General features: G+C 63.7%; 13 protein-coding genes and 1 pseudogene. 3 read left to right on the forward strand and 11 right to left on the reverse strand.

All coding sequences use genetic code 11. The annotated features are described in order from the left end of the window. Window positions 1-690 (reverse strand): annotated as a pseudogene (locus tag JNK99_RS13770) (type II/IV secretion system protein); the annotation flags it as partial. Between the two features lie 164 nt (window positions 691-854). On the opposite strand from JNK99_RS13770, the gene JNK99_RS13775 reads away from it, so the two are divergent. Then, window positions 855-1376 carry a hypothetical protein gene (locus JNK99_RS13775; RefSeq protein WP_291854056.1) on the forward strand — a complete coding sequence of 174 codons (522 nt, stop codon included), beginning with the start codon at window positions 855-857 and terminating at the stop codon, window positions 1374-1376. Between the two features lie 71 nt (window positions 1377-1447). Here the strand turns inward: JNK99_RS13775 and JNK99_RS13780 are convergent, their stop codons facing one another. The 4 genes from JNK99_RS13780 to JNK99_RS13795 form a co-directional block, all read right to left on the reverse strand. Next, a complete protein-coding gene (locus JNK99_RS13780; protein WP_291854078.1) occupies window positions 1448-1921 on the reverse strand; it encodes a DNA-deoxyinosine glycosylase in 474 nt (157 codons plus the stop codon). Window positions 1922-1941: 20 nt separating this feature from the next. Further along, on the reverse strand, window positions 1942-3861 hold the full coding sequence (gene htpG, locus JNK99_RS13785; protein WP_291854057.1) for a molecular chaperone HtpG: 1920 nt from the start codon (window positions 3859-3861) through the stop codon (window positions 1942-1944). A gap of 158 nt (window positions 3862-4019) precedes the next feature. Further along, complete coding sequence (gene greB, locus JNK99_RS13790; RefSeq protein WP_291854059.1) at window positions 4020-4586, reverse strand: transcription elongation factor GreB; 567 nt, start codon at window positions 4584-4586, stop codon at window positions 4020-4022. 135 nt (window positions 4587-4721) lie between these two features. After that, window positions 4722-5042 (reverse strand): hypothetical protein, encoded by a 321-nt coding sequence (locus JNK99_RS13795; RefSeq protein ID WP_291854061.1) that lies wholly within the window; start codon window positions 5040-5042, stop codon window positions 4722-4724. 356 nt (window positions 5043-5398) lie between these two features. Here JNK99_RS13795 and JNK99_RS13800 point away from each other — a divergent pair, with 356 nt between their 5' ends. Next, window positions 5399-5608, forward strand: a complete 210-nt coding sequence (locus JNK99_RS13800; RefSeq protein WP_291854063.1) for a DUF465 domain-containing protein — start codon at window positions 5399-5401, stop codon at window positions 5606-5608. 36 nt (window positions 5609-5644) lie between these two features. Then, the gene (locus tag JNK99_RS13805; protein WP_291854065.1) at window positions 5645-6511 is read left to right on the forward strand and encodes an alpha/beta hydrolase; all 867 of its coding nucleotides are present in this window, start codon (window positions 5645-5647) and stop codon (window positions 6509-6511) included. On the opposite strand, the gene JNK99_RS13810 is transcribed toward JNK99_RS13805, so the two are convergent. From JNK99_RS13810 to JNK99_RS13835, 6 genes are all read right to left on the reverse strand, one after another. Next, complete coding sequence (locus JNK99_RS13810; RefSeq protein WP_291854067.1) at window positions 6444-7343, reverse strand: DMT family transporter; 900 nt, start codon at window positions 7341-7343, stop codon at window positions 6444-6446. The two genes, JNK99_RS13805 and JNK99_RS13810, sit on opposite strands and share 68 nt — an antisense overlap. Before the next feature lie 226 nt (window positions 7344-7569). Then, the gene (locus tag JNK99_RS13815) at window positions 7570-9210 is read right to left on the reverse strand and encodes a 3-(methylthio)propionyl-CoA ligase (protein ID WP_291854069.1); all 1641 of its coding nucleotides are present in this window, start codon (window positions 9208-9210) and stop codon (window positions 7570-7572) included. A gap of 28 nt (window positions 9211-9238) precedes the next feature. Further along, a complete protein-coding gene (locus tag JNK99_RS13820) occupies window positions 9239-10180 on the reverse strand; it encodes an alpha/beta fold hydrolase (protein WP_291854071.1) in 942 nt (313 codons plus the stop codon). A gap of 109 nt (window positions 10181-10289) precedes the next feature. Then, on the reverse strand, window positions 10290-10577 hold the full coding sequence (locus JNK99_RS13825; protein WP_291854073.1) for a putative quinol monooxygenase: 288 nt from the start codon (window positions 10575-10577) through the stop codon (window positions 10290-10292). After that, window positions 10574-11440, reverse strand: coding sequence for an oxygenase MpaB family protein (locus JNK99_RS13830; RefSeq protein WP_291854075.1), 867 nt, complete (start codon window positions 11438-11440; stop codon window positions 10574-10576). Before JNK99_RS13830 ends, JNK99_RS13825 begins: the two co-directional genes overlap by 4 nt. A 187-nt stretch (window positions 11441-11627) precedes the next feature. Next, a partial coding sequence (locus tag JNK99_RS13835) for a potassium channel protein (RefSeq protein ID WP_291854076.1) occupies window positions 11628-12665 on the reverse strand: 1038 nt, incomplete at its 5' end.

The following is a 12665-nucleotide window of genomic DNA, read 5'->3' on the forward strand; positions in this document are numbered from 1 at the left end:
TGGCTCGATATGGATGTCGCTCGCCCGCTGTTCGAAGGCGTATTGCCATAACCAGTCGACGATGTTGACGATGTGCTGGTCATTGGCGTCGAACTGGCGATTGGTACGACCAAGTTCGACCAACTGCTCGAAGGACGACAGATTGCCAGTCGGGCCACCAAGCTGTGCGGCCTTCTTGACCGACCGCGCGAGATTGTAGAACTCGACCAGATAGCGCGCCACATCGACCGGACTGGCAAAAACACGGCGGATTTCCTTCTTGACGATCGCCCGAATCTCTTTCTCCCAGTCGCGCAAAAAAGGTTCGGTAGTCGCCACGACCACTTCCCGGGTCGTCACCTGGATCGGCAGAATGCCAAAACGTGTCGCATAGGCACTGGACATCACTTCCGTCACAGCAGTGAAATCGACCTTGAGCGGATCAATGTGGTGATACGTCAGGCCGACCCGGCCGGCCATCCACTCGCCCAGCTCTTCAAGCGTCAGCGGGCGATGCGGTTCCTGCTCCGATTTCCATTTCTGGTCGGCAACGATCACCAGGGGATGCGCCACCAGCCGCTTCAGGCGACTCTCCTTGATCAGGAGGTCGGCTTGGGCGGAGGTGACACGGCCATCATCGACCAGCCAGCCAAGCACCTCCGCCAGCGTCAGGCGATGTTCATGAACGGTGTGTACCGTCGCTTGCAGCATGTCGGGTGTTCCTGGGAAGGGTTCGGACACTATACCGGAGAGCACCTGCGCTACTCAATGGCGACGCGGCCAGGGTGTAAGATGGACGCTTCGCTCATCCGCGCCGAAGTTCGAGCTGCCTGCCCGCCAGGCAGACCCCGCCACATGCCACAAGGAGGCCACCAATGTCCAGAAGTTCACTGATCCTCGTTTCGCTCGCCAGCGTGCTGTTTGCCCTGCCGGCGTTTTCCCAGACCGGCCCCGGCAGCATGGGACCAGGCATGGCGGCCGGTAGCGGCGGCGGCCGCGGAATGGGGCCACCGGCGGACTGTGCCAAGGCAGCCAACCCCGAGCAGTGCCGGGCTCGTCAGGAGGCTCACCGCAAGGTGCGCGAAGCCTGCCGGGACAAGGCAGGCCCCGAACGCCAGCAGTGCATGCACGAACAGGCGCAGCAGGCCGACTGTAGCCAGGCCGGCAATCCGCAACAGTGTGAAGTACGCAAACAGGCCTACGCCGCCTGCAGGGAGCAGACCGGTCCGGCATTCAAGCAATGTGTGCAGGAGAAGATGCCACCGGTCGACTGCAGCAAGTCGGCCGATCCGGCGCGCTGCCTACGCCACCAGAAGGCACGCGAAATGTGCCGCGAGAAGACCGGTCCGGAGCATCGCCAGTGCCTGCGCGACGCACTCGCCCCGCCCGCCAGGTAAGGCCGACTCGCGCAAGGAACGCGGCACGCCGTTACCCTGCTCCGGCGAGCGGTCGATCAGTGCCTGCTCGCCTAGCCGAGACCGGCGGCGCGCCATGCTGCCAGCTTGTGGTCGAAGGCCAGGGTATAGGCCGGGCTGCTTGAAGGCAGGATGCAGGTTGCGTAACCTTTTCCGGCAAACCAGCCGGCCAACCGGCCGGCTGTCTGGCCATTGAAACAGACGCGCTCGAGCAAAGGTGTTTCATCGCGCAGGCGCGAGAAATCGTTCATCACCGCAGACTCGATCGCAGCATCGAGCGCCCCTTGGCGCAGGCACTGCCGATAGACGTCCCAGACGCCGATGCGATGTCGTAACAGGGTCCACTGCTTGCCTTCATGGTCGAGTTCCGCCAAAGGCTCGTCGAGCAACGCACCGAGCAGACGCCAGAACTGGTTCTGGCGATGCGCATAGTAATGGCCCGCCGCAAGCGACGCCGGCGATGGAAAACTGCCGAGAATCAACGTCCTGACGGTACGATCGAGGATCGGCGGCAGACCGTGCAGCAACTCCGGCCTGCCGCCGCCGATCATCGACTGCCCCCCAGCGAGAGCGCCAACATCAGGTCGTTGATCCGCTTGACGAAACCGGCCGGATCCTCGAGCGAGCCGCCTTCCGCCAGGATCGCCTGTTCGAGCAACAGGTTGGCCCAGTCGTCGAAGCGCGTCTCTTCGTACTTGAGGCGCTGCACCGCCGGGTGCCGGGGATTGATCTCGAGGATCGGCTTGCTGGCCGGCGCCTGCTGCCCGGCTGCCTTGAGGATACGCTGCAGGTTGCCACCCAGATCGTACTGATCGGCGACCAGACAGGACGGGGAGTCGGTCAGGCGATGCGTGACACGCACGTCCTTGACCTTGTCACCCAGCGTCGTCTTCACCTTTTCGATCAGATCCTTGTACTCGTCGGCAGCTTTTTCGGCCGCCTCCTTCTCCGCCACATCCTCCAGCTTGCCGAGATCGAGCCCACCCTTGGCCACCGATTGCAATGTTTTCCCGTCGAACTCGGTGAGGTGGCCGGTCACCCACTCGTCCACCCGATCGGAGAGCAGCAGGACCTCGATGCCTTTCTTGCGGAAGATCTCGAGATGCGGGCTGTTCCTTGCCGCGGTAAAGGTCTCGGCCGTGACGTAATAGATCTTCTCCTGACCCTCTTTCATGCGCGCCACGTAATCGGCCAGCGAAACACTTTCCTCGGCCGTATCGGCCTGCGTCGAGGCAAAGCGCAAGAGCTTGGCGATCCGCTCCTTGTTGGCGAAGTCCTCGCCGACACCTTCCTTGAGGACGCGGCCAAATTCCTTCCAGAACCTGACGTATTTCTCCTTGTCCGCCGCCGCCTCGCTGTCGGCCAGGTTTTCGAGCAGGCCGAGCACCCGCTTCACGCAGCCGCCACGGATCGTTTCGATGTCGCGTGATTGTTGGAGAATCTCGCGCGACACGTTCAAGGGGAGGTCATTGGAGTCAACCACCCCGCGCACGAAACGCAGGTAGAGCGGCATCAGCTGCTCGGCATCGTCCATGATGAAGACGCGTCGCACATAAAGCTTGACGCCGTGACGCGCAGTGCGCTCGAAGAGGTCGAACGGGGCACGCGACGGAATGTACAGCAGTTGCGTGTATTCCTGTTTGCCTTCGACGCGGGCATGAACATGCGCCAGCGGGTCCTCGAAATCATGCGCCACATGCTTGTAGAACTCGTTGTACTGCTCCTCGCTGATCTCCGACTTCGGACGACTCCACAAGGCCGAAGCCTGGTTGACCGTCTCGTCCTCGTCGGTCATCACCTGAGCCTTCTTCTCGTCGTCCCACTGCTCCTTCTTCATCAAGATGGGCAGCGTGATGTGATCGGAGTACTTGCGGATGATCTCGCGCAACTTCCAGGTCGACAGAAACTCATCTTCTGCCTCGCGCAGGTGCAGGGTCACCTCGGTACCGCGCTGTACCCGCTCGATGACCTCGACCGTGAAGTCGCCCTCGCCCGTCGATTCCCAGCGCACCGCCTGATTTGCTTCAAGGCCGGCGCGGCGGGAAATCACCGTCACCTTGTCGGCAACGATGTAGGACGAGTAAAAACCGACCCCGAACTGACCAATCAGATGCGCGTCCTTGGCCTGGTCTCCGGTCAGCGCCGAGAAGAACTCACGCGTGCCCGACTTGGCGATCGTTCCCAGGTGTTCAACCGCTTCTTCGCGCGACAATCCAATGCCGTTGTCGGCAATGCTCAGCGTCCGTGCCTCCTTGTCGAACGAGACATGAATCCTGAGATCGGCATCGTCACCGTACAAGGCTGCATTGTTCAAGGCCTCGAAACGCAGCCTGTCGCAAGCGTCGGAAGCGTTGGAGATCAACTCGCGGAGAAAGATCTCCTTGTTGCTGTACAACGAGTGGATCATCAGGTTGAGCAGTTGTTTGACTTCTGCCTGAAAACCGAGTGTTTCCTTCTGGGCACCCATGCAATGTCTCCGTAAAAGGCGTTATGGACGAAAGGCGGATCGGCGCGGACCGGACGATGCGCGCAATGGCCCAGCAGTTGGGGACGATCGCCGCCATTTCAAGCCCTTCAGGCGGGCAGCAGCGCGCCGCCGGGCAAATCGGGTGCAACGCTTGCGACTCAGGGATCACTGCTCGGGTATCCGACGGTCAGCACCTCGACGACTCGCCAACCGGCCGGACTTTGAAAACGTACCGAGTCGCCTTCGCGTGACTTGAGCAGGGCACGCGCCAGCGGCGACACCCAGCTGATGCGCCCCCGAGCCAGATCGGTCTCGTCCACGCCGACGATCTGATAGGTGTTCTCCAGTCCCTGCTCGTCGCAGATGGTCACCGTCGCGCCAAAAAACACCTGCTCGGTGTTCTGACGGCGGGCCGGATCGACGATCTCCGCCAGGTCGAGACGCCGGGTAAGGAAGCGTATGCGCCGATCGATTTCGCGCAGCCGTCGCTTGCCGTAGAGGTAATCGGCGTTCTCCGAGCGGTCGCCGTTCGCCGCCGCCCACTGCACGACACTGACCACCTGCGGCCGCTCGACCCGCAGCAGCCGTTCGAGTTCCGCCCGGATGCGCGCATGCCCATCCGGCGTGATGTAGTTGCGCGTACCCTGCGGCAGTCGGAGATTCGGATCGACGGGTTCATCGTCATCCTCCTCGCCAGCCGTGTTGCCGATCAAAGCCTTGTTCATCACCTGTCATCTGGCGGTCGCCATGCCGCGGCCGGTGCCGCGCGCCGAACGCACGGTTCGGGAACGACAATGGCCAATGTCCATAAAACCAAACGGCGCAGGCCCGCAAACCTGCGCCGCGCTGGGCAGGGTCGTTCAGTAACCGATATTGAAGGCCGCCACATCGATGCGGACGGTGTCGCGACCCAGCGCCAGAGCGGTGTAACGGGCAAAGCGCAGCGCCCAGTCCTTGCCCTCGACGAAGCGTTGCTCGCCACCATAGCGCGCCACATTCAGAATCTTGTCGATGATCAGCACCTTGCCCATCGGGTTGCTGGGTTCGCATTCGAGATCGGCGAATTCCTTGTCAAACCAGCGGCGCGCTTCTTCGGGAGAGCCTGCAGCAAGTTCGGTATGAGAGAACTTGAACTCGTACTGCCTCTCCCGCCCGAACGAAACGATAATGTGGTAAACCATCTGCCTCCTCCCGGCACTATCTCAGAGTTACAATTTCACCCTCTATTCTATTCGCAAAATCGCCCCGTGCCGCAAGTCCCGCGCAAGTGCGCGGAGTGCCTCGCAGATCGTCGCGCCTGGCTTGCGACGAGCAGGCGCCTCCATCCGTCCGTCTGGTCTGCGCTGCCGTTGTCTTTTGCTCCTGGCACGCCTACCATAGACCCGACCTGCCACGCACCCTGTCCGCCGGGCCGGCGGACAGCGCCGCTTGCCGGACCGGCTGCACGCCGCGCAGCACCTTTTGTCCATCGTTGCGCTCGCCTGGTGGAAGGCCCCGCCTAGGTGGCCGCATCACAACCTGAGGGATATCGCCGACCATGCTGACCGAAGACGAAATCACTGCAACCCGCGAAACCTTGCGCGAACTGGAGATCGAGCATCATGACCTCGACCAGGTCATTGACCACCTCATGCTCAACCCACCGCCGGATGAACTCCTGATTCGCCGCCTGAAGAAACGAAAGCTGCTGCTCAAGGATCGCATCGTGCTGCTCGAGCACCGGCTCGAACCGGACGTCCTCGCCTGAAGCGGCGACGGGCACAGACTGGCCGCGTATCGCCGCATGGAACTCACCGTCGCCGGACAACTCTGCCGCCTGGCTACCGATCATCCGTTTGCACCGGCCCATTCGCCCTGGCCACCCCTGCTGCTGATTCACGGTGCAGCACATGACCGCGACGCCTGGCATCAGGTGGCGAGCAGCCTGAGCGCTGCCGGCTGCTGCGTGCTGGCTCCCGATCTGCCTGGCCACGGCCTCTCCGGCGGCCCGCCCTTGCCCAGCATCGAGGCGCTGGCCGACTGGTTGCCGGCGCTGCTCGATGCCACCGGCGTCGACAAGGTCATCCTGGTGGGGCATTCGATGGGGTCGTTGGTCGCGCTCGAAGGCGCCGCTCGTCATCCGCAGCGCGTCAGCGGTCTTGTCCTGCTCGGCAGCTCGGTGCCGATGCCGGTGGCCGACCCCCTGCTCGCCTGCGCTGCGACAACGCCAGACCAAGTCTATCGATTGATCAACGAATACTCGCTGACGCCCCGGTTCCAGCTTACCGGTGGCGGTGGTCACGGCATCTGGGGCCCCGGGGTGACGCTGGCAATCATGCGACGCAGCCCGCCAGGTGTTCTCGCCATCGATCTGGCCAACTGCAACAACTATCTGAACGGGCTGGAAGCAGCAGCCCAGGTCCGTTGCCAGACGCTGCTGATGGTGGCGCGGCGCGACCGGATGACTCCACGCCGCAATCTGCCCCCCCTGCAGGAAGCACTGCGCCACGCGCGGCGCGTCGAGATCGCGGACTGCGGCCACGCGATGATGAGCGAGCGGCCGCAGGTAGTGGTCGAGCACCTGCTGCACTTCCTGCCGGCGACTACCCGCGCGGCTGGTGATCCCCCGCCTGCCGCGCACGCGCCAGCACAATCACTGCAGCCAGGATGATCGTCCCACCGACGAGTTGTCCGCCACCGACCGCTTCGCCAAGAAAAACTGCGGCCAGGATTACGGTGACCACTGGTTCGAGCGTTGACATGGTCGCCGCATCGGCTGCTCCCAGGCGCGCCATGCCGGCGAAGAAGGCGATCATCGCCACCACCGTGGAGAACAGCGCGATGCCGCCGACCGCTGCCCAGGCGGTCGGCGAGACTGGAAACGCCGGCCCCTGCCAGCAGACGATCAAGCCGTAAACCAGCGCTGCGGCGAGCATGACCACCGTCGCCGAAGGCATTGCCCCGGCGATCGGTGTCACCCGTTCACCGACCAGGATATAAATCGAGTAGATCGAGGCAGCGCCAACGCCGAGCAGGATGCCGGGCAGGCTGCCGGCGAGACTGCCGCCGACCGCCAGACCGCTGCCGAACAACGCTGCCGCCACCGCCAGCATGCGCAGTAGCGACAGTCGCCGACGAGCGAGAAGCGCCGACAGAACGGTAACGATGGCCGGATACAGATAGAGCAGCAAGGCCGTCAGCCCGGCGGTCGCGTGCTGCAGCGCCGCAAAGTAACAGAAGGATTGTCCGACGTAGCCCAGCCCACCCATGACGATCAACAGCAGAAGATTTCGTCCGCGCGGCCAGGGCATGGCACACCACTGCATCACGCTCGCCATCAACAGGCCAGCCAGGGCAAAGCGCAGGAACAGCATGCTCGGGAGATCCACCCCCTTGGCGTAAGCCAGCTTGCCGAAAATCGGCATCGCGCCAAAGCCGGCGGCCGAAGCAACAATGCAGATGAGGCCGACAAGGCGCGCGCGTGCAACGGGATCAGCGATCACGATCGGCTACCGGAATGTGAAAAACGGCGCCATCACGCCGCCAGGCAAGCAGGAACAGAGAGTCGCAGCGCGCCAGGATTACCCGAAGACGCCTCCCGGGAAACCAGGTTACGCGCCGCTGCGGCCCCACCGGAAGGATTATACCCGCCCGAGGATGCCAAACCCGGCGAGCGAGCAGGCCGACACGGCAAGCGGCCGCCGGGACCGGTCGTACCCCGGCAGCGGTTCAGGCGGCGGGCAAGCGGTAGTCCTTGAACATCTCGCGCAGCTTCAACTTGTGCAGCTTGCCGGTTGCCGTATGCGGCAACTGGTCCACGAACACAACGTCGTCGGGTATCCACCAGCTCGCCACCCGGCCTTGCAGGAACTCGAGCATGAGCTCGCGCGTCAGTTCGCCACCGGGCTTTCTGACCACGATCAGCAACGGCCTCTCCTGCCACTTGTCATGCGCGGCGCCGATCACCGCCGCTTCGGCAACCGCCGGATGGGCCACGGCGGCGTTCTCGAGGGCAATCGAAGAGATCCATTCACCACCCGACTTGATGACGTCCTTCGAGCGATCGGTAATCCGCATGTAGCCATCGGCATCGATGGTTGCCACGTCACCGGTGTCGAAAAAACCATCCGGATCGAGAAGGCCAGCCCCGGCGTCGCGGTAGTAGCCGCGGGTGACCCACGGGCCGCGCACCAGCAGGTGACCGGCAGTCTCGCCATCGCAGGGAAGCCGAACCCCTGCGTCATCGACCAGCTTCATCTCGACGCCATAGACCGCACGCCCCTGCTTCTCCTGAATTGCCAGGCGCTCTTCCAGCGTCAGGCCGGCGTGCCGCGGCAGCAGGTTGCAGACCGTACCGAGCGGCGACATCTCGGTCATTCCCCAGGCATGGACGACGAAAGCGCTGAAATCGGTCGCGAAGCGTTCGCTCATCGTGCGCGGAGCCGACGAACCGCCAATCACGACGCGGCGCAGGCAGAGCTCGTCCCGGGGCTTGAGGCGCGCCGTATCGACATGTTGCAGGAGCATCAGCCAGACCGTCGGCACGCCGAGCGCCAGGGTGACCTGCTCGTCGCGCATCAGCCCGTAGATGCTGGCGCCGTCGAGCGCCGGCCCCGGCAGCACCAGTCGGGCACCGCTCATCGCCCCGGCGTATGGCATTCCCCAGGCGTTGACGTGAAACATCGGGACGACCAGAAGCACTGTCTCGGCAGCCCCGATGGCCAGACCGTCGACGGCGCAGGCCGCCCATGAATGCAGCACCGACGAGCGATGCGAGTAGAGCACGCCCTTCGGATTGCCGGTGGTACCCGAGGTGTAACAGAGCGACGAGGCGACGTTCTCATCCAGCACCGGCCAGTCGTACGCATCCGACCGACCGCCGATCAGGTCCTCGTAGCACAGCAGCCCGGGGAGGCTGCATTCGGGCATGTGCGCGCGGTCGGTCATCACCACGCAAGCGCGCACACCGGGTATCTTCCCCGCCAGGCTCTCGACCAGCCCCACGAAACCGAGATCGAAGAAAAGCAGGCAATCCTCGGCATGGTTGACGATGTACTCGATCTGTTCGGGAAACAGGCGTGGATTGATGGTATGCAGCACTGCCCCCATCCCCGAAACGCCGTAGTACAGCTCCATGTGCCGGTAGCCATTCCAGGCCAGCGTGGCGACACGTTGACCGGGTGTGACACCGAGTGCGGTCAGTGCGCTGGCGAGTTGCCTGGTCCGCCGGTCGATATCGGCGTAGGTGCAGCGATGAATCGGCCCCTCACTGGTGCGCGAAACGATCTCCCTCCGAGGATGAAGTCGGGCTGCGTGTTCGATCAGCGACGAGATCAGCAACGGGCGATCCTGCATAAGTCCCTTGAGCATCAGATGTCCTCCTCGGTCGTTGTGTTGGTCAGAGCGCCTGCAGCGTACGCAGCAGTTCTTCGTGATAGCCCTGGAATTGATGTATGTCGCCATGCGCGGCAGCCGGCAGGCGCAGCAGGCGGGCCTGCGGCGCCCGCGCCAGCAGCTGCTCGCTGTGCCCGACCGGAATCAGTCGATCCCGTTCGCCATGCACCAGCAAGAGAGGCCCGCGCAACCGGGCAACGTCGTCACAGGTCACCAGCGGGTAGCGCAGCGGTAGCGTCGGCAGCAGCGGATAATGCAGCCGCATCAATTGAGCCATGCTGCAGAACGGTGACACCAGGATGGTCAGATCCGGCTGCACCTCGGCGGCCAAGCCAGCGGCCAGTGCGGTACCGAGCGAACGACCGTAGATCACCTTGCGCTTGCCGGCATATTGTCGGGCGACTTCGTCCCAGGCGGCCCGCACGTCGGCACGCAGTTGCGCCTCGCTCTCGATGCGGCCGCTGCTCTTGCCATAACCGCGGTAATCAAGCATGAACAGATCGTAGTTGGCCAGGCGATAGAAATCCGCATTGACAAACCAGGAGGCGAGATTACCGTTGTTGCCATGCAGGAAGAAAACCACTCCCTGCGGATCAGGCAACCGGAGATGCAGGGCCGACAGCGCTGCGCCATCGACCCGAAGCGTCACTTCCTCGACCTCAGCCTGCACGAAGCGGTGTTCCGCAGGCAACGGCACGGGCTCGAAGATGAGGCGCTCCTGACAAAGATAAAGCCAGGCAATGGCCAACAGATAACTGCCACCGACGAGCGCCGCCAGAAAGAACAGGATCTGTTGCCACCAGGACCAGCCGGCAGCCGCCCGACGTGTCTCAAGCTGCCGCTGCTCGCGCCTGTGCGTCAATCCTGCCTGGCCGGACGCCGGTGCGCCGGGCGGTTCACCACGACCCGCCACCCGTTCCGGCGCACCCGCGTCAAGCGCCGTCATCACTGCCTCCCGCGACCGGTCCGGCAAGACGACAACAGCGGGCCCGGACCAGAGCTGACGCCGGCCAACGGGGGGCGCCGGCTGCGCAAGCAGTTGGTGGCGGGCGACATCAGTCGACCGGCTGGAAGCGATGGATCAGCGGCGCTGCCGTCATTAGTGCGCCCGCACGCTGGATGGCTGCCGCCACGTGCTGGGTAGCCAGATGAGCGTCGGCCGCCGACTGCTCGCGCCAGCGCTCCACAGTGACAAACTCGAGCGGATTGTCCTGGTTATGAAACAGTTCATAACTCACACACCCGACCTCCTGGCGAGTCGGAGCCAGCAAGTGCTCCAGTACCTGGCGCAATTCGTCTTCGCTGCCGGCTCTGGCGGTGATGCGTGCCATGATCGTGATCATCTTTCTCCTCCTTTACTGGGCAATCTCCGACCGGCGCAACCCAGGGGTGGCGGTCCGAGGGACTCGATGGTGTAACCTTGCGGATAATCTGTCCGCGGGATCCGGGTGCGCAGCTTGGGCCGTCGGCGTCGGGGAAGCCACTGCAGAGCCCTCGCCCGCCACAACAGCAGACGTTCGACCAGCCACACCAGCCCGCGCGGTGCCGGGCGCAAAGCGAACGCGGCGAGCAGCGGCGGATCGAGGAGGGCCCGGATGCTGCTGCGTACCAGTGGGCGAAGCAGCGCCGGAAACCAGCTGGCGAAGAGCTCGCGCGTCGCCAGTGCCACCTGTCGACTGGCCGCCGTCGGATGGAAGTTGGCCTGCTCGTAGGCACGGCTGAACTCTTCGAAATCGACCAGACTGTGCGGCAGATGGCTGATCCGCATGCGCTCGCCGAGCTGGCGCCAGAAGCGAAACCAGGCCGCTTGCTCGGCTTCGGTCATGCGGCGCCAGCCGAAACGCTCATTCCAGCGGATCGGTTCAAGGATGAACGTAGACAGGACATACAGGAAGTCCTCGTTGGCAATCCGGAAGCGTCCATGCAGGGCATTCATTCGTTCGATGGCCAGCGAGCCGCGCGGGCTGTCGAAGCCGTTTTCGATGATTTCACTGATGATCAGATCGGTATCGTCGTAGCGCTTGCAGGTCCGTGCTTCGAATTCACCTGTGGCATGCAGCAGACCGCCGATGCGCACCGACGCGAAGGTACGGAAAAGCGCCAGCTCAAGCGCCCGCGTGGTATCCCAGGGAAACACCACGGTCGCCAGATGGCGTACCACCTGCTGACAATCATCCGCCCAACAGGCTGCCGAAGTCTCTGTCATTGTTATCTTCCGCTAACTCATACACCTTGCCATACGCAAGCCGCCGGCGCCTGGATGCAGGAAGCGCCACCTGCGGGCGCGGCGAATTCGGCCACGGCCCGCCTGGGTATCGGTTGGCCGGAGAGCCGCCCGACCACGTTCCTGCCTCCGCGATGGTCCAGCGCTACGGCAACCGCGGCAAACCGCATTACGGCTGCCCGAGCCCGCCGGCCTGCCTCCGCCAGCGGCTGAGCAGACCCCACAACCAGCCTGGAGCATCGTGGCCGGTGAGCACGTAATCCAGCACATTCCGATTGTCGAGCGCCAGATTCTGCGCCACCTTGGCCGCACGCGTCCCGGCAAAGAGCAATCGATCACCCGGCTGCAGCATCATTTCGTCATCTGGCAGTTCGTGATCACGCCCGTCGCGCGCCAGGAGCAGCGGCAACAGCGGCAGCGATTCATGGTGGGCCGCAGGATCACGGCACAGATCACCAAGAGCGATGCTGCCCTGCTCCATCATCAGTACGCGGTGCACCGCCGGAGCCTCCGCGGCATTCAGGCACACTCCCCAGACCAGCGGCACGCGCCCGCCGGAGAACCCCTCAAGCACCCCGGTGACCCTCGCCGCGCGGACCTCCGGCCAGGCCCGCACAAGATGGAGAAAATGCGCCAACAGGGGTGAGGTGATCAGGGCCAGGCACTCGCGCGCCACGATGCGCGACGGAACCATCGTGAAATCGGCATCATAGGCATCGAATAAGACCTGATTCGCCACCCGATTCTGGCGCACGACGACGAACAGGTCCGGGTTGAGTTCCTTGGCGGTGATGGCGATCGACAGGTTGTTGCTATCGTTGTCGCCAGCGGCAACGATGCCCACCGCGGTTTCGATTCCGGCCGTGCGCAGTGGTTCGGCTTCGGTACCGAGTCCCGGCACGTGCCGGATGGTGATCGGCAAATCCGACCCGGGATCAATCACCGTAAGGCTCACCCCCTGACGTTCCAGATTGCGCACCACGGCCTGACCGAAGCGACCATAGCCGCAGACCACCCAGTTGCCGGCTGGTGGATCATGTCGTTCCGGCAATTCCTGCCCGGGCAGACCGGTCAACAGATCAACCAGCCGGTACCAATGCGGCGAATGAATCGCCTCGGCCAGATGATCAGCGAACTTCTCGAAATGATTCACCACGTAGTGCGTGCCAAAGGACATCATGTTGCGCTCCACCGACGGACTGGCAAC

This window comes from Accumulibacter sp. (assembly GCF_016789985.1).
GTDB lineage: Bacteria > Pseudomonadota > Gammaproteobacteria > Burkholderiales > Rhodocyclaceae > Accumulibacter.